This is a genomic window from Azospirillum brasilense, assembly GCF_007827815.1.
GTDB classification, from domain to species: domain Bacteria; phylum Pseudomonadota; class Alphaproteobacteria; order Azospirillales; family Azospirillaceae; genus Azospirillum; species Azospirillum brasilense_C.
The window spans coordinates 144,776-161,590 of record NZ_VITH01000003.1; the positions used below are offsets into that span (position 1 = coordinate 144,776).

Genomic DNA, 16,815 nt, shown 5'->3' on the forward strand with positions numbered 1-16,815 from the left:
GGAACACCCCTTGACCCTCTAGTGGCTACAGGGTCCATCTTAGGGAACGGAAAGCGCATCCGCAGACCTGAAAACCCGCGGACGCCCATTGTCCGTTGGAGTCCGTCATGCAGGAACCCGTCCCCGCCCCTGGTCTTGGACACGATCCGGCCGAACCTGAGCGACCGGGTGGCTGGCAAGGCGCGGTCACCGACCTTCCGGACCTGCACGCCTTCGGCGGCGCTGGCCGACGTTCAATCCAGCTGATGTCGGAATCACCGGCGGCGAAATCCCGATGCCGCCCCCCTCATTCCCCCTGCAACCGAACCCGCGAGAAGACCATGCGCACCGTCATCCGCCTGCGCGGCGCCCTGACAACCGCTTTTGGCGCCTTCGGCATCCTGATGATCGCCGCCACCGCCGCGGCGCAGACCCCCGCGGTGCCGTCCTCGGCGACGAGCCCCCGCGTGCTCGGCAGCCCGGACGCCCCGGTCGAGGTGATCGAATACGCCTCCCTCACCTGCCATCACTGCGCCGCCTTCCACAACGAGGTGCTGCCGCAGGTGAAGAAGGAACTGATTGATACGGGCAAGATCCGCATCGTCTTCCGCGACTTCCCGCTCGACCGCGCCGCCTTCGAGGCGGCGGTGCTGGCGCGCTGCGTCGAGCCCGGCCGCTATTTCCCCGTGCTGTCGGTGCTGTTCGCCAAACAGGACGACTGGTCGCACGCCCAGGTCCCGACCGAGCAACTGACCCGCTACGGCATGCTGGCCGGTCTGGCCAAGGAAACCTACCAGGCGTGCCTGAACGACAAGGCGCTCGGCGATTCCATCCTCCAGTCGCGCCTGGAGGGGTCGGAGAAGCATCAGGTCGACTCGACCCCGTCCTTCGTGATCGGCGGCAAGACGCACAAGGGCGTGCCGAGCTACGAGGCGTTCCTCAAGGCCGTGCAGCCGCTGCTGCCGCCGTCCTGATGACGGGGCCCCATTCCACCCGACCGCAACCCGGTCAGACACACGGCATTCCGGCTGGACACATGGCACACGATCACACCCCCCGGACGACGGGGCATGGGGCGCACGGCGGCTCCGGACACGACCACCGGCACGGGCACGGGCACGACCATGGCGACGCGGGCCACAGCCACGGCATCCCGGCGGTGACCGCGGGCAGCGAGCGCAAGGTCTTCTGGGTGATGCTGCTGACCGGCGGCTTCATGCTGGCCGAGGTGGCGGGCGGCATCGTCTCGGGCTCGCTGGCCCTGCTTGCGGACGCCGGGCACATGCTGACCGACTTCGCGGCGCTGGCGCTTGCCTGGTTCGCCTTCCGCCTGGGCCGCCGCCCGGCCGATCCGCAACGCTCCTACGGCTACCACCGCTTCCAGGTGGTGGCCGCCTACACCAACGGGATCAGCCTGTTCGCCATCGCGCTGTGGATCGTCGTCGAAGCGATCGGGCGCGTCTTCGATCCGGTCGAGGTGATGGGTCCCCAGATGCTGGTCATCGCCACGCTGGGGCTGCTGGTCAACATCCTCGCCTTCTGGATATTGAGCCGCGGCGAACAGGGGAACCTCAACGTCCGCGCGGCCGCCGTCCACGTCCTCGGCGATCTTCTCGGCTCGGTCGGCGCCATCGCCGCCGCGCTGGTCATCCTGTGGACCGGCTGGATGCCCATCGACCCGATCCTGTCCGTGGTGGTCGCCCTGCTCATCCTGCGCAGCGCCTGGAGGATCACCAAGGAGGCCGGGCACATCCTCCTCGAAGGCACCCCGCCGGGCATCGACGCCGCCGCGGTCGGCGCCGCCCTGCGCGAGGTTTCCGGGGTGCTGGACGTCCACCATGTCCATGTCTGGTCGCTCAGCACCGAACGCCCCTTGCTGACCATGCACGCGGTCGTCGGGGACGGGGCCGACCGGGACCGCGTGCTGCGCGACGTCAACCGGGTCCTGGCGGAGCGCTTCGGGATCGGCCACGCCACGGTCCAGTTGGAGCAGCGCGGGTGTGTTCACGCCGACCAGGAGCATCCGTGACGGTGAGGGAGGCGCCGCTTGACCGACATCAACGCGGGCGGCACGAGGTGGTGTAGGCTGACGATGGCGTTGCGGTCCCCGTCGGGGGCGAGGGGCTCGGGGGCGAAAGGCGGAGGGGCATGGCGGGAGCGTTCCGGGCAAGTCTGCGGTGTGTGGCGGTTGGCCTGCTCGTTCTGGCCATGCTGATCGTGCCGTTCACCGCCTCGACCGCCTCGGTTCCGGCCGGCGTCCTTTCCGGCCCATGCGGTTGCGGTGCGGGAACGGCCGGTGCCGAGCCGGCGACAGCGGATGGAGCGATGGAGCGGACCTGCTGCCCCGGCCCGGACGGAGCGTCGGCCCCCGGTGGCGGCTGCATGGCCCCGGGCTGCCACGCCATGCCCGTCAGCCTGCCCGTGGGCGCTCCGCCGCTCCCCGTCGATCCGACACCGGCCTCGATCGCGATGCCCGCCCCTGGCCTGCCCGATGGCATCGCCGTCGATCCGGCGCTGAAGCCGCCGCGCTTCTCCATCTGACCGCCCGGCTTGCCGACCGCTCGGCTTGGCCTGGCCATGTCCCGTCGCCATGCGCGCGGGCAGGAACGCGCGCGTCTTCCGGCGCGCCACGGCACCACGAATCACGCCTGGCGACGTCCAGGCCGGCATCCGCCCCGCGCGAATGCGGATGCCACCCACGAGGAAAATGAACCATGTCCATGAAGCCCAAGAAAACCGCGGCCGTCCTTGCCCTCGGCGCCGTCCTGGCCGGGGGAGCCGCCATCGGTGGCAACGTCCTGTTCGCCGGCAGTCCCGCGGTGGCGGCGCCGATCGTCGAGGTGTGGAAGTCCCGGTCCTGCGAATGCTGCGTCGGCTGGGTCACGCACATGATCGCCGCCGGGTTCGATGTGAAGGTCCACGAGGTCGAGGATATCGAGCCGGTCAAGACCGCGAACGGCATCCCCGAAGCCCTGGAGTCCTGCCATACGTCCCTGGTCGACGGCTACGCGATCGAGGGGCATGTCCCGGCGGAGGACGTGAGGCGGCTGCTTGCCGAGCGTCCGCAGGCCAAGGGACTGTCGGCTCCCGGCATGCCGCAGGACGCGCCGGGCATGGACATGAAGACGGGCGAGCCCTACCAGGTCGTCCTCTTCGGCACCCCGGACGGCAAGATGTGGGTCTACGCGAACCACTGAGCGCAACACCACGGACGGCAACACCACGGACAATGGAGGCGCGGTCGCGGCGTTTCTCGCAATGGGCGATGAGACGCCGCACCGTCACGGGGCGACCCCTGCCGTTCGACGTGGACAAGCGGGAACGTCATGCCGTTCAGACGACTTCCGCGCCCGGTTTCGGCGTCTTACTCTGTCGCACCGTCATCATTTCGCCGCGATCGTCCCATGTCCAGGCGCATCAACCAAAGCATCTCCCTCACCCCGGAACTCGGCCGTTTCGTCCGGTCCCTGGTGGCGTCCGGACGCTACCAGACGGCCAGCGAAGTGGTGCGCGAGGGGTTGCGCCTGCTTCAGGAGCGTGTTGCGCTGCCGCCGGCCCCGCTTGCCCAGCCTCCTGCACCGAACGGCGGCCATGATTCCTGACGTCGTCGGCGCACCCCCCGGCTGGCCCATGGGCGGCGGAGCCATGGGGGCATTGATCCGGACCCACGATTGGACCGCCACCCCACTCGGACCGAAGGCGAACTGGCCACTGTCCTTGCGGGTGGCCGTCGACCTGGTCCTCGGTTCCCCGCTCGGCATGATCGTCCTCTGGGGTCCCGATCTCATCCAGATCTACAACGATCGCTACGCCGAGGTCACCGCCGGGAAGCACCCCCGCGCCCTCGGCCAGCCCACACGCGACTGCTGGCCGGAGGTCTGGGATTTCAACGGGCCGATCTATCAGTCCGTGCTGCGCGGCGAATCCCGCCGGTTCGACGACCAGAAGCTGATCCTCGAACGCAACGGCGTTCCGGAGGAAACCTGGTTCGATCTCACCTACAGCCCGGTCCGCGACGATGCCGGGCGCGTCGCCGGCGTCCTGGTGACGGTGCATGAGGTGACCAACCGCAAGCGGGCCGAGCTTGCGATGCGCGACAGCGAAAACCGCTTCCGTGCTCTGGTGACCGCGTCCTCTCTCGCCGTCTACCATATGAACGCCGACTGGACGGAGATGCGACGGCTCGACGGGCACGGCTTCCTCACCGACACGACGGGCGGCAACAGGGCATGGCTTGAAGACTACATCCATCCGGATGACCAGCCGCAGGTTCTCGGCGCCATCCGGGACGCCATCCGCACCAAGAGCGTGTTCGATCTGGAACACCGGGTCCGGCAGGCCGACGGAACACTGGGATGGACGCATTCGCGGGCGGTGCCGCTCCTGGCTGCGGATGGCGAGATCTGCGAGTGGTTCGGGACCGCCGGCAACATCACCGCCCGCAGGAGCACCGACGAAGCGTTGCGGCGCAGCGAGACGCAGCTGTCCGTCCTCTTCGCCCGCGCGGCGGTCGGCCTGTCGGTGCTCACGTTGGATGGCCGCTTTCTCCGCGTGAATGACGAACTCTGCCGCATTGTCGGGCGTCCGCGGGAGGAGGTGGTGGGCTTGTCCGTTGCCGACGTCACCCACCCCGACGATATGGCGGCGAGCCGCACCGCCATCGAACAGGCTTTGCGGACCGGCGAGACCGTGGCGCTCGACAAGCGCTACCGGCGGCCCGACGGGACGGACGTCTGGGCGAACAGCGGCATCACGATCGTGCCCGGCGACGACGCAGACAAGCGCCACTTTCTGGCGGTCACGGCCGATCTGACCGCCCGGCATGAAGCCGAAGCGGCCCTGCGCGAGAGCGAGGCGCGGTTTCGGCTGATGGCGGACGCCGTGCCGCAGATCGTCTGGATCACCGACGCCGAAGGGCGGGTCGAATTCTTCAACCGCCAATGGGCCGACTACACCGGCGTGGCGTACGACTCCCGGACGGGGCCGGCCACGGTGTCGGACGTCATCGCCGAGTTCATCCATCCGGACGATGCAGCGATGACGGCCGAGCGCTTCCAGGAGGCGCAGCGGACGGGCAGCCTCTTTCTCGTCGAGCATCGTCTCCGTTCAAGAACCGGAGACTACCGTTGGTTCCTGGTCCGGGGTTTGCCTTACCGCAATCCGCACAGCGGCGTCATCGTCCGATGGTTCGGCACCTCGACCGACATCCACGACCACAAGCACGCCGAAGCCCTGCTGCAGTCGGCACGCGACACGGCCGAGGCGGCAAGCCGGGAGAAATCGAACTTCCTCGCCTCGGTCAGCCATGATCTGCGCCAGCCGGTGCAGGCCGCCAACCTGTTCCTCGAACTTCTGCGGCGGCAGCCGCTGGACCAGAAGGCGCGCGAGCTGCTGAAGCCGTTGTCGGACAGCATGACCAGCTTGACGGGCATGCTGAACGGACTTCTGGAAGTGGCGCGGCTCGATGCCGGCCTGCTCACGGTGCAGGCGCGCGCCTTCGACCTCGACGAGTTGCTGAAACGTCTCTACGGCGAGTTCCAGGGACCGGCGCGCGAGGCGAAGCTGCGGCTGCACATGCCGCCGGCCGGGCGATCGGTCCGGTCCGACCCGTTGCTGGTGGAATTGGTGCTGCGCAATCTCATCTCCAACGCCGTCAAATACACCGAACAGGGCGGCGTCACGGTGGAGACACGGGTCGAAGGCGATCGATTGGCGATCGACGTGACCGACACCGGTCGTGGCATCGTCCCGGAGGAGGTGGAGCGCATTTTCGAGCCCTATTATCAGATCGGCAACGCCGCCCGCGAGCATGCGCGCGGCTTCGGCATCGGCCTTGCCACCGTGCGGCGGGTGGCCGATCTGCTGGAGACGCGGGTGACCGTCCACTCCGAACCCGGAAAGGGGTCGACCTTCAGCCTGACGCTTCCTCTGGCGGTGGAGGCGGTTCAGACACCGACCGACGGAGGGGACTCGCCCGGCAGGGCGCTGCGGGATCGGACGGCCCTGGTGGTGGACGACGAACCGATGGTGCTCAAGGCGCTGGAGGTCACCTTGCGGAGTTGGGGGGTGTCCGTGCATGTCGCCCGCACGCCGGCGCAGGCCAAAGCCATATTGGACCGGCTTGAGACCCCGCCGGACATCGTCATCGCCGACCACTCCCTGGGCGGGGGGGAAACCGGCGCCACCATCATCACCGAAGCCCGCCGGCACGGCACGCCGGTCACGGTCCTGGTGACCGGCGACACCTCGGCCGAACGGCTGGCCGACGCCGGGCGGACCGGCATCCGCATGCTGCACAAGCCGATCGATCCCGCGACGCTGGAGACTCTGCTTGTGGAGGAACTGGCGGGCCGATAGGTGCGACCCCCCGCAGCCGTTTTCCGGGATCGACGGGGCAGCCCGCACTCCGCATGGCCGAGGGAAATTGCGGCGACCCGCATCCGCGCGGTCAGTTCCCGGGTGTGGGCGCTGCTCCGGCAAAATCGCCGAACTCCGCGTCACAGCCTGCATCTACACACCGCCCGCCATGGAGCGCTTGGCCGATTCTGATAGGCGCTTTGTCCGGAATTGCCCTGCACCGCTTGTTGAGTCAACGAACGGTATGCGGTGCAATGTATACCACGGCAGCGCCGAAGCGGAACGTCCGGATCTCCTCGGCCATCTGCGCAGGCGAAGGCTGCCGTTTGCAACCTGAAGCAACGGAGCATCGCCATGCGACCGATTCCGGTGACCGTGCTGACCGGATTTCTCGGGGCCGGCAAGACGACCCTGCTCAACCGCATCCTGGCGGAGCGTGGCGGCGAGCGGACCGCCGTCATCGTCAACGAATATGGAGAGCTTGGCATCGACGGGCTGCTCGTGACGGCGACGGACGAGACGATCGTCGAACTCAACAACGGCTGTGTCTGCTGCATCGTCCGCGGTGATCTGATCGAGGCGTTGGTAAGGCTGGCCGAGGGCGAGCGCGGATTCGACCGGGTGGTGATCGAGACGAGCGGCCTTGCCGACCCAGCCCCCGTCATTCAATCCTTCGTGCTGGACGAAGGGCTGCGTGGCCGCTTCGCGCTGGACGCCATCATCACCGTGGCCGACGCCCGCCACCTGCCCTTGCAACTTGGCCATGACGAAGCGCGCGAACAGGTTGCCTTCGCCGACGTGATCCTGCTGAACAAGATCGACCTGGAGCCCGCCGCGGCGCTCGACACCGTGGAACGCGAGATCCGCCGACTCAACCCGCTGGCCCGCATCCACCGCACCGAGGAATGCGCCCTGCCGCTCTCGGAGATCCTCGGCATCGGCGCCTTCGACCTGCAGAACATCCTGCGCCTCGACCCCGACATCCTCGATGAGCATGAGCACGAACACGACGCCGGCATCGGCTGCGTGGCCTTTCGCGAGCCCGGACGGCTCGACCCGGCGGCCGTCGACCGCTGGCTCAACCAGCTTGTCCAGGACAAGGGGCGCGACCTGCTGCGCGCCAAGGGCGTGCTGGACCTCGACGGCCAGGGACGCCGCTTCGTCTTTCACGGCGTCCACATGACGCTGGACGGGCGGCCGGGCCGGCCTTGGAAACCCGGCGAGGAACGGCTGAACCAGCTCGTCTTCATCGGCCGCAACCTCGATGCCGAAAGGCTGCTGGAGGGGCTTCGCGGCTGCGCCGTCGCGGCGGACGCCGCCGCCCTCTGACGCTTCTGTTTCCGTTCCCGATTTCAGGAAGCACCCAATGAAGCTGCAACATTACCTCGGGGGCCTGGAGGGTCTCGGCCCCATCACCATCGAAACGCGCGTCTTCGTCGAGGAGTGGGAGAAGCGCATCTTCGGCATTCACACGGCGATGATGGCGCTCAGCCCGCAACTGCCGCTTCCCCCCACGCCGAGCGCCTTCCACACCGTCTGGACCTGGGCCCATCTGCGCACCGGAGCCGAAGGGCTCAACCCCTTCGACTATTTCAAATACCGCTACTACGAGAAGTGGCTGGGCGGCATCAGCGGCTACTTCATCGAGAACGGCTACATCACGGAGGAGGAGCTGGAGGCCCGCACGGCGGAGTATCTGGCCGATCCGGACAAGCCTCTGCCGCAAGGCGGCGCGCCGGAGATCGACCAGCGTGTCGAGCGCTATCTGGCGGAAGGGGACTCCCCGAAGCGCGACGTCGCGGCCCTGCCCGACTTCCGGGAAGGCGACACGGTGACGGTCAGGAACGTGCCGACGCTCGAGCACACCCGCCTGCCCGGGTTCCTGCGCAACCACAGCGGCGTGGTCGAGACGGTCTATCCGGGCGCCTACGGCTATCTGACCGACACCGGGACGGACGGCGTCGGCGCGCCGATGCCCGTCTATTGCGTGCGCTTCGAGGCCAAGGACCTGTGGCCCGGCAACACGGAGCCGAACGTCACGCTCTACGCCGACCTCTACGCCGCCTACGTCACCAAGCCCACCGCCTGAACCGGAGCCATCGCGAATGACCGATCGTTTCCACCATCCCGACGACCGCGAGGCCCGGAGCGCCGCGCGCGTCCGTGCCCTCGAAGCGCTGCTCATCGAAAAGGGCGTCATCACCAGCAAGACCGTGGACACGGTGCTGAACGTGTTCGAAACGAAGATGGGTCCGTTCAACGGCGCCAGGATCGTCGCCCGCGCCTGGGTCGATCCGGCCTTCAAGCAACGGCTGGTCGCGGATGCGCCGGCCGCCATCGCCGAGATGACGGATCTGCCGGAGGGCATGGCCGGTGCCGAGGGCGAGCACATGCGCGCCGTGGCGAACGGCGAGGGCGTTCACAATCTGGTCATCTGCACGCTTTGCTCCTGCTATCCCTGGCCGGTGCTGGGGCTGCCCCCCTATTGGTACAAGGACCCGACGTTCCGCAGCCGCGCCGCCCGCGAGCCGCGCGCCGTGCTGAAGGAGTTCGGGCTGACCGTGCCCGAGAGCACGGAGGTCAAGGTCTGGGACAGCAGCGCGCAGATCCGCTGGTTCGTCATTCCCGAGCGCCCCGCCGGGACCGAGGGCATGAGCGAGGACCAGCTCGCCGCCCTGGTCACGCCGGAAGCCATGATGGGCGTGGCGGTGGCGGCGTCCGCCTGATCCCCGAACCAGCCCCCCAGAACCGTCAGGAGGAACGGGCATGCTGACCCGCTTCGAACATTTCGCCCTGACCAGCATGGCCGGGGCCGAGGATTCCCCGCCCCGCGCCAACGGCACCCTCTGCTTCGCGGAGGAGTGGGAGCGGTCGGCCTTCGGGGTGGCGCTCGCCCTGGCCCGGGAGGGCCATTTCGAATGGGAGGATTTCCGCCGCAACCTGATCGCCGCCATCGGCGACTGGGAACGGACCCAGGCCCCCGACGGTCCCTCCTGGAACTACTATGAACAGTGGTTGAGCGCCCTGGAGGCGACGATCCTGCAATCCGGCCTCGCGACGCCCGACGAGTTGTCGGCCCGCCTCGCCACCGCCACTGCCGACACGCGGTCGGCCTGATACCACCATCCGAACATCGGGAGACGTCCATGCACATCGAACCCGGCATGCTGTCCGCCGCGAAGATCGTCGGCGCCAACGCGGCCGCGCTCAGCCTTCTCGCCTCGCACACTCCGGCCTTCCTGCGCCGGCCCCTCGAATGGGGCAAGGCGCTCCTGGCGGCTGTCTTCTTCTCGGTCTTCATGGAATTCTGGCACCAGCCGGTCGGCCCGTCGGAACTGCATTTCATCGGCGCCTCGGCCATCTATTTCATCTTCGGATTTCCCGCGACCCTGTTCGGGTTCGGCATTGGCCTGACGCTTCAGGCCCTTCTGTTCGAGCCGCAGGATCTCGCGCATCTCGCCGTGAATTCGCTGTCGCTGATGGTGCCGCTGGTTGCCGCACACGCCATGGGTGGAAAGCGCCTGCTGGAATCCGGTGGACTGGCCGCGATCCGCTGGTCGTCGGTGCTGCGCTTCGACGCCGTTTATTACAGCGGCGTGGTTGCCATGGTCGGCTTCTGGCTGATGCTGGGCGAGCGGGCGACGCCGTTCGCGGACTGGGCGGTCTTCGCCGCCGCCTATCTGCCGGTCGTGCTGTGCGAACCGGCGATCAGCTGCGGGCTTCTGCGGGCGCTGGGCCGGCTGGACGCCGGCAACCCGCTGCTTCGCGTCACCACGCTCCGCAGCCGGGCTCTTGCCTGACGGCTGGCATGCCAAATACAATCGGGCGGCGATGCCTTATGGCCGCCCGATTGCAGGAAGAGCGTCTTTCATGCGGATTGTGCTTCTCGCCCCTCCCGGGGTTCAGGCGTTGGATGTGGTGGGTCCGGCGGAGGTGTTCTGGGAAGCGGCGCGCCGTCTCGGCGATCCAAAGGCCTACGAGGTGCAGGTGATGGGCACCGCGGAGGGGCCGGTTTGCGGGACCGGCAGCCTGCGGTTCCTTGCCGACCGGACCATCCACGACCCCGATCAACCGATCGACACTCTGTTGATCGCCGGGGACCCGTCGTTCAGCGCCATCGATCCGGCAGTGATCGACTGGCTCAGGCGCCGCGCGCCCGAAGCCCGCCGCTACGGGTCGATCTGCACGGGCGTGTTCCTGCTCGCGGCCACCGGGCTGCTCGATGGCCGCCGCGTCACCACCCATTGGGAATGCGCCGACAAGCTTCGCGCCGAGTTCCCGACGCTGACGGTCGATGCGGACCAGATCTTCATTCGCGACGGCAACATCTCCACCGCCGCCGGCGTCACCTCCGGCATCGACCTGGCGCTCTCCCTGCTGGAGGAGGATCACGGGCGGGAGCTGGCGCTGCTGGTCGCGCGCTACATGGTGATGTTTCTGAAGCGGCCGGGCGGGCAGTCGCAATTCAGCGCCCATCTCGCGGCCCAGGCGTCGAGCCGGACCGGAATCCAGAGGATTCAGGAGTATGTGCTGGACAACCTTTCCGCCGATCTCTCCGTGGAGTCCTTGGCCTCCCAGGCCGGCATGAGTTCGCGGAATTTCGCGCGGGTGTTCAAGCGCGACGTCGGCCGTCCTCCGGCCGATTTCGTGGAAGCGGCGCGGCTTGACGCGGCGCGCCGGATGCTGGTCGACTCATCCACGCCGCTCCAGCGGGTGGCGCATCTCTGTGGATTTGGTGACGCCAGCTCCATGAGGCGCGCGTTTGTCCGCAATCTCGGCATCAATCCGGGTGACTACCGGAAGCGCTTCCGCACGACGACCGCCGCCTGATCGCGAACCGGCATCCGTCGAGGCGTCCGACACGGCCAGACTTCACTCGGGCAACCCAGCCAGTCTCAGACCCTCCGCAAACCGCGTAAGATCTTCGGGACGGTGGATCGGCAGCCACTCCCGGAGAGTGGAGACGCGCAAGGACGGGTCGAGCGCGCGCAACCGCTGCATCGCCTGCCGCGCCTCCTCCGTCCGCCTGGCGAGCGCGTGGCTCGCCGCCGTCAGGGCGATGGCGACCAGGAGCCCGGGCAGGTTCCCCAACGCCTTGTCCGCCCAGGTTGCGGCGCAGTCGTAGCGTCCGGCGAAGAAATGCGCGAGCGCCGTCCCCGCCTGCATCCGGTACATCTCCGGGTCCAGCGGGCTCAGGCGGGCGGCATGGGCGAAATGAGCGCTCGCGCTTTCCGTTTCACCGCGGAAGGCGCGCAGGTAGCCGCCGAGGAACCAGGCGGGGGCGAAATTGGGGTTGAGCAGCACGGCCCGGTCGATGAGCGCGATGCCGCCATCGAGATCGCCGACGAAGTGACCGAGCGCGTGGCCGGCTCTGGTCAGCGCCACGGCGTCGTCGCGGCCGAACTCCACCGCCAGCCGCGCCAGCCGTACCCCCTCGGCGACCTCCCGGGGGCGGTCGGTCATCCAGCCGTTCACCTTGCGCCAGAGATGGCACCAGGCCGCCCCGCCATAGGCCGACGCGAACTCCGGGTCGAGGTCCGTCGCCCTTTGGAACAGGGGCAGCGCCGCGTCGATCGCCTCGCGGGTTCCGCTGTGCAGCTTCGCCATGCCGCGGAGATAGTAATCGTAGGCGTCCAGACTTTCCGTCGGCTTGCGCTTGGCGCGCTCAATCTCCGCCCGCTCGAGCTGCGGCGCGATCGCGCCGACGACGCTTTCGGCGATCCGGTCCTGCAACTCGAAAAGGTCGTCGAGCATGCCTTCGAAGCGCTCGGCCCAGAGATGCGTCCCGCTCGTCGCGTCGATGAGCTGCCCGGTGATGCGCACGCGGTTCCCGGCCTTGCGGATGCTGCCTTCGAGCACGTAACGGACGCCCAGCTCACGTCCGATGTCCGTCACATCCACCGCCCGGCCCTTGTAGGCGAAGCTCGAGTTGCGCGCGATGACGAACAGCCAGCGGAGGCGCGACAGGGCGGCGATGATGTCCTCCACCACGCCGTCGGCGAAATAGTCCTGCTCCGGGTCGCCGCTCAGGTTCTGGAACGGCAGCACGGTGATCGAGGGCTTGCCTGGCAGGACCGGCCCGGACGGCGTCTCCCCGATCGTGCCGACCTCGGCCGCCCCGACGTCGATTGCACTAACTTCAATTGTCCCGCCTTCGATCGCGCCGCCTTCGATGGCGCCGACGAAGCGGAAACCCTTGCGCGGGACCGTGCGGACCAGGCGCTGCTCCCCGCCGCTGTCGCCGATGGCCTTGCGGACCGCGTTGATGTGGCTGGTGATGGTCGATTCCGAGACGATCCGTCCGTTCCACACCGCCTCCAGAAGGTCGTCCTTGCTGACGACGCGGTCGCGGTTGCGGACGAGATGCAGCAAAAGGTCGAAGACCTGCGGGCCGACGCCCACGACCTGTCCGCGCAGGGTCAGTTCCCGGCGCTCCTGATCGAGCACACACTCTCCGAAACGGAACGGCAAGCCCCTCACCTCCCTGAACCGAACGCCCGTCGCGTCCCTGTCCGGGGCGACAGGCGGACGATGCCGCCCTTGATAGCACGGCGGCGCGCAGGCGGCTGCACCGTATGGCGTTCTTGGACGGAAATCCAAGCGCCCTTGGAGGTCAATTCAAGCCCGCCGCAAGGACTTCCCCGGCGCGTGCGGGCACTCTCCCGTCCATCGACGGCGCTGGTTTCCGTCGAGAAGCGGAGAACCCCCATGAAGATCGTCGTCATCGGAGGCACCGGCCTCATCGGATCGAAGCTGGTGCAGACCCTCCGCGAGCGCGGGCACGATGCGCTCGCAGCCTCGCCAAAGACGGGCGTGAACACCTTCACCCGCGAGGGCTTGGCCCAGGCGATGGACGGAGCCGCTGTCGTCGTCGATGTGGCGAACGCGCCGGTTTGGGAGGACAAGGCCGTCCTCGATTTCTTCGAAACCTCGGGCCGCAACCTGCTGGCCGCCGAAGCGGCCGCCGGTGTCCGCCACCACGTCGCCCTCTCGATCGTCGGCAGCGAACGGCTTCCCGGCAACGGTTACTTCCGGGCGAAGGTCGCCCAGGAAAATCTCATCAAGGCGTCCGGCATTCCCCACACCATCCTGCGGGCCACGCAGTTCTTTGAATTCGTCGGCGGGATTGCGCAGGCGGCCACGGTCGGCGGGGAAATCCGCCTGTCGCCGGCGCTGATCCAGCCGATCGCCTCCGACGACGTGGTGGCGGCCCTCGCCGAGGTCACCCTCGCGCCGCCGGTCAACGGCACGCTCGAAGTCGCCGGTCCGGAAGCGATCCCGCTCGACGAGCTGGTCCGGCGCCTCCTGCAGGCGACGAAGGACACGCGCAAGGTCGTGCCGGACATCCACGCACGCTACTTCGGCGACGTTCTCAACGATCAATCGCTGACCCCCGGCCGGAACCCCCGCCTCGGCGCCATCCGGTTCGAGGACTGGCTCTCCCGGCAAACCGCGCGCTGAAGGACGTCGAAGGCACCCGGCGGCGGTCAGGACCGGGGAAGGGGGACCCGCAATCCGTTTTTGTCAGGAAAGGCAAAGAACATGGCACGTTTGACTTGGCATGAGGTCGCACCCGATGGTGCGAAGGCTCTGTTCGGCGTTCATCATTACGTCACGAAGCGCACCAACCTGCCCGAGGAACTCATCCACCTCGTGTTCCTCAGGGTCTCGCAGATCAACGGCTGCGCTCACTGCATCGATCTGCACAGCCGCGACCTCCGGAAGACCATGTCGGTCGACAAGGTCACGCTGGTGCCGGTGTGGGAGGAGGTCCCGCACCTGTTCTCCGACATGGAGCGCGCGGCTCTGGCCTGGGCCGAGGAGGTGACCCGCGTCAGCGAAACCCACGCGTCCGACGCCGCCTACGCGGCGGCATCGTCGGCGTTCGAGCCGAAGGATCTGGTCGATCTCACCATCGCCATCGCTGCGATGAACGCCTTCAACCGGCTGGGCGCCCCCTTCCGTCTCCCGGTGGCCGCCAAGGCCTGAGCCGGCGCGGGGGAGCCGCGGCGATCGGCGTCGCCGCGGCATGCCTCAGCGAAAGAAAGACGGCGGTGCCGCTGTGCCTCGCTGCCCTCCCGCCCTTGCGGGCGGGCAGCGCGCGTCTGGCGGGCGAGCGAACTGGCCGGCAGGCACCGCGGCGTCGCGCGTCATCGGAACGCGACGCCGTTCCTTCGGATCGGTGCGGAAATGCCGCGTGCCCATCCCGACCCCCTGAAGCCGGTAAGCCTCTGTACTGACACAAGAGTTTCACTTCCGGATAGAAACCGCCGCCCTTGGCCAGAAAGCGCCATAAGATGGCTTATGGAAAACTGCCACGTTTGTCGTTACCGGTGGCCTTGCCGGCACGCCGTTGCTGATCCAACGGGGCACGGGGAAATGATCTCTCTCAAAGCGTGATGATAACGTTGTCATTGTGACAAAACCGCTGTATGGTAACGTTGTCATCGAACGTTCCGATGCCTCGTCCTCATCTGGCTGATCAGGATTGCCGCCCATGAGCCTGTTTCTCGATGCCCTGCTCGACAGCAGTTTAGACGACAGCATCCGTGGGGTGCCGCCGGGGACGGCGCCGTTGCGGCTGCGCGACGTCGGTGCCCAGGGCTGGCGGCCGGCCGCCGGCGACATGGCGCTGCCGGTGCTGACGCTCGACGAGGACGCCTTTGCCGCCAACCGCGACCTGATCTTTGCCTATGCACGCCATCACGGTGTGGCGCTCGCCCCGCACGCCAAGACGCCGATGGCCCCGCAGATCGCGTCCGGATTGGTGGAGTCCGGGGCCTGGGGCGCCACCGTCGCCAACCTGCAGCAGGCCGCCGTCCTGCTGCGCGCGGGCGTGACCCGGCTGATCCTCGGCAACGAGATCGGCGGCCTCGCCAGCGGCCGGCGGCTCGGTGCGTTGCTTGCCGCCCACCCCGACGCCGACCTGCGCGCCTTCGCCGACTCTCCGGCCGCCGTCGAGACGCTCGCCGCCGCCGCCCAGGCTGCCGGCCGTCCGCTGGCTGTCCTGATCGAGGTCGGGGCCGGTCGTGGCGGCGCCCGCGACCGCGCGGCGGTGGACGCGATCCTCGCCACGGTTCTCAAGCATCCGGGCCTGCTGGTGCTCGACGGCGTCGCCACCTATGAAGGGGCGGTCGCAACGTCCGACCCGGCCGAGACCGCCGCCAACATCGCCGCCCTGATGGACCGGACGGCGGAGGCCTTCGCCCTGGTGCGCGCGCTGGCGCCGGAACGGCCGCTGCTGCTCACCGCCGGCGGCTCGGCCTTCTTCGACATGGTGGTCGCCGGCCTGGCGACGGTCGCGAAAGCCGACGGCAACGCCACGCTGGTGCTGCGCAGCGGAGCCATCTTCTTCCACGACCACGGCACCTACGAACGCGCGCTCGGCGCGCTCGACGCCCGGCGGGGTTTCGCCTGCGGCGGCGCCACGGCCGCCGACTTCCGCCCGGCTCTTCGCCTGTGGGCGGAAGTGCTGACCCGGCCGGAGCCGGGCTTGGCCATCTGCGGCTTCGGGATGCGCGATTCCTCCTTCGACCAGGACCTCCCCCGCCCCCTGCGGATCCATCGCGACGGCGTGGCGCGGTCCGCCGACGGGCTGCGGGTGACCCGGCTGAACGACCAGCACGCCTTCATCGCCGTGCCGGTCGGCCATGATCTCGCGGTTGGCGACATCGTCGAGTTCGGCATCTCGCATCCCTGCACCTGCATCGACCGTTGGCGGGTGCTGTTCGGCCTTGGCGCCGACGGGCGGGTCCGCAGCGCCTACCGCACCTTCTTCGGCTGACCAGAGGCGGCCAGTTTCCCCATGCAGACATTGAATTTCCAGCAGCTCTGGCGCTACCAGGACCAGCTGATCGACGGTACGCTGCACACGCTGCTGCTGACCCTGGTCGCGGCGGTGATCGGCACCGCCATCGGCGTCGCCGCCGCAGCGGCGGTGCGCAGCGGGCCGCGCCCGGTGCGTTGGGCGATCCGCGGCTATGTCGAGCTGATCCGCAACACGCCGTCGCTGATCCAGCTCTTCGTGGTCTTCTTCGTGCTGCCGGGCTTCGGCCTGCGGATGGGGGCCTTCGAGGCGGCGGCGATCGCGCTCGGCCTCTATTTCGGCGCCTACTGCACCGAGATCGTCCGCGCCGGGCTCGACGCCATTCCCGGCAGCCAGGTCGAGGCCGGCCAGTGCCTGGGGCTCACCCGCTGGCAGGTGTTCCGCCACGTCGTGCTGCCGCCGGCCCTGCGCAGCGTCTATCCCGCCTTCACCAGCCAGTTCGTCCTGCTTCTGCTCGGCACCTCGCTGGCCTCGCAGATCTCGGCGGAGGAGCTGTTCCACACCGGCGGCTTCATCGAGACGCGCACCTACCGCAGCTTCGAGGTCTATGCCGTGATCTGCGGCATCTACTTCGCCCTGGTGATGACCTTCAAACTGCTGTTCGCCGCGGTGGGGCGCCTCGCCTTCCGCTGGCCGGTGCGGCGCTGACGGAG

General features: G+C 68.4%; 17 protein-coding genes. 16 read left to right on the forward strand and 1 reads right to left on the reverse strand.

Annotated features, from left to right (window positions below; all coding sequences use genetic code 11):
• Positions 1 to 320 precede the first annotated feature (320 nt).
• The 12 genes from FBZ83_RS07460 (at position 321) to FBZ83_RS07515 (ending at position 11,166) form a co-directional block, all read left to right on the forward strand.
• Complete coding sequence (locus tag FBZ83_RS07460; protein ID WP_145681858.1) at positions 321 to 953, forward strand: DsbA family protein; 633 nt, start codon at positions 321 to 323, stop codon at positions 951 to 953.
• A gap of 62 nt (positions 954 to 1,015) precedes the next feature.
• Positions 1,016 to 2,008 carry a cation diffusion facilitator family transporter gene (locus FBZ83_RS07465; RefSeq protein ID WP_247888201.1) on the forward strand — a complete coding sequence of 331 codons (993 nt, stop codon included), beginning with the start codon at positions 1,016 to 1,018 and terminating at the stop codon, positions 2,006 to 2,008.
• A gap of 152 nt (positions 2,009 to 2,160) precedes the next feature.
• A complete protein-coding gene (locus FBZ83_RS07470; protein WP_145681859.1) occupies positions 2,161 to 2,520 on the forward strand; it encodes a hypothetical protein in 360 nt (119 codons plus the stop codon).
• Between the two features lie 173 nt (positions 2,521 to 2,693).
• A complete protein-coding gene (locus tag FBZ83_RS07475; protein ID WP_247888202.1) occupies positions 2,694 to 3,176 on the forward strand; it encodes a DUF411 domain-containing protein in 483 nt (160 codons plus the stop codon).
• A gap of 207 nt (positions 3,177 to 3,383) precedes the next feature.
• A complete protein-coding gene (locus tag FBZ83_RS07480; RefSeq protein ID WP_145681861.1) occupies positions 3,384 to 3,581 on the forward strand; it encodes a type II toxin-antitoxin system ParD family antitoxin in 198 nt (65 codons plus the stop codon).
• Positions 3,571 to 6,336 (forward strand): PAS domain S-box protein, encoded by a 2,766-nt coding sequence (locus FBZ83_RS07485; RefSeq protein WP_247888203.1) that lies wholly within the window; start codon positions 3,571 to 3,573, stop codon positions 6,334 to 6,336. Before FBZ83_RS07480 ends, FBZ83_RS07485 begins: the two co-directional genes overlap by 11 nt.
• Before the next feature lie 354 nt (positions 6,337 to 6,690).
• Complete coding sequence (locus tag FBZ83_RS07490) at positions 6,691 to 7,665, forward strand: CobW family GTP-binding protein (RefSeq protein ID WP_145681862.1); 975 nt, start codon at positions 6,691 to 6,693, stop codon at positions 7,663 to 7,665.
• A 37-nt stretch (positions 7,666 to 7,702) separates the two neighbouring features.
• Entirely contained in the window at positions 7,703 to 8,425 is a 723-nt protein-coding gene (gene nthB / locus FBZ83_RS07495) for a nitrile hydratase subunit beta (protein ID WP_145681863.1), read from the forward strand.
• Positions 8,426 to 8,441: 16 nt separating this feature from the next.
• Complete coding sequence (gene nthA / locus FBZ83_RS07500; RefSeq protein ID WP_145681864.1) at positions 8,442 to 9,062, forward strand: nitrile hydratase subunit alpha; 621 nt, start codon at positions 8,442 to 8,444, stop codon at positions 9,060 to 9,062.
• A 40-nt stretch (positions 9,063 to 9,102) separates the two neighbouring features.
• Positions 9,103 to 9,453, forward strand: a complete 351-nt coding sequence (locus tag FBZ83_RS07505) for a nitrile hydratase accessory protein (RefSeq protein ID WP_145681865.1) — start codon at positions 9,103 to 9,105, stop codon at positions 9,451 to 9,453.
• Positions 9,454 to 9,482: 29 nt separating this feature from the next.
• Positions 9,483 to 10,136, forward strand: coding sequence for an energy-coupling factor ABC transporter permease (locus tag FBZ83_RS07510; protein WP_145681866.1), 654 nt, complete (start codon positions 9,483 to 9,485; stop codon positions 10,134 to 10,136).
• A gap of 70 nt (positions 10,137 to 10,206) precedes the next feature.
• The gene (locus FBZ83_RS07515) at positions 10,207 to 11,166 is read left to right on the forward strand and encodes a GlxA family transcriptional regulator (RefSeq protein ID WP_145682142.1); all 960 of its coding nucleotides are present in this window, start codon (positions 10,207 to 10,209) and stop codon (positions 11,164 to 11,166) included.
• Between the two features lie 42 nt (positions 11,167 to 11,208).
• Here the strand turns inward: FBZ83_RS07515 and FBZ83_RS07520 are convergent, their stop codons facing one another.
• Entirely contained in the window at positions 11,209 to 12,783 is a 1,575-nt protein-coding gene (locus FBZ83_RS07520) for a winged helix-turn-helix domain-containing tetratricopeptide repeat protein (protein ID WP_247888204.1), read from the reverse strand.
• A gap of 261 nt (positions 12,784 to 13,044) precedes the next feature.
• Here FBZ83_RS07520 and FBZ83_RS07525 point away from each other — a divergent pair, with 261 nt between their 5' ends.
• The 4 genes from FBZ83_RS07525 (at position 13,045) to FBZ83_RS07540 (ending at position 16,810) form a co-directional block, all read left to right on the forward strand.
• Positions 13,045 to 13,797: an SDR family oxidoreductase gene (locus FBZ83_RS07525; protein WP_145681868.1), complete on the forward strand. Its 753-nt coding sequence runs from the start codon at positions 13,045 to 13,047 to the stop codon at positions 13,795 to 13,797.
• A gap of 81 nt (positions 13,798 to 13,878) precedes the next feature.
• Positions 13,879 to 14,325, forward strand: a complete 447-nt coding sequence (locus FBZ83_RS07530; RefSeq protein WP_145681869.1) for a carboxymuconolactone decarboxylase family protein — start codon at positions 13,879 to 13,881, stop codon at positions 14,323 to 14,325.
• 508 nt (positions 14,326 to 14,833) lie between these two features.
• Positions 14,834 to 16,120, forward strand: coding sequence for an alanine racemase (locus FBZ83_RS07535; protein WP_145681870.1), 1,287 nt, complete (start codon positions 14,834 to 14,836; stop codon positions 16,118 to 16,120).
• Positions 16,121 to 16,141: 21 nt separating this feature from the next.
• Positions 16,142 to 16,810, forward strand: coding sequence for an amino acid ABC transporter permease (locus FBZ83_RS07540; RefSeq protein WP_145681871.1), 669 nt, complete (start codon positions 16,142 to 16,144; stop codon positions 16,808 to 16,810).
• The last annotated feature ends 5 nt before the right edge of the window (positions 16,811 to 16,815 follow it).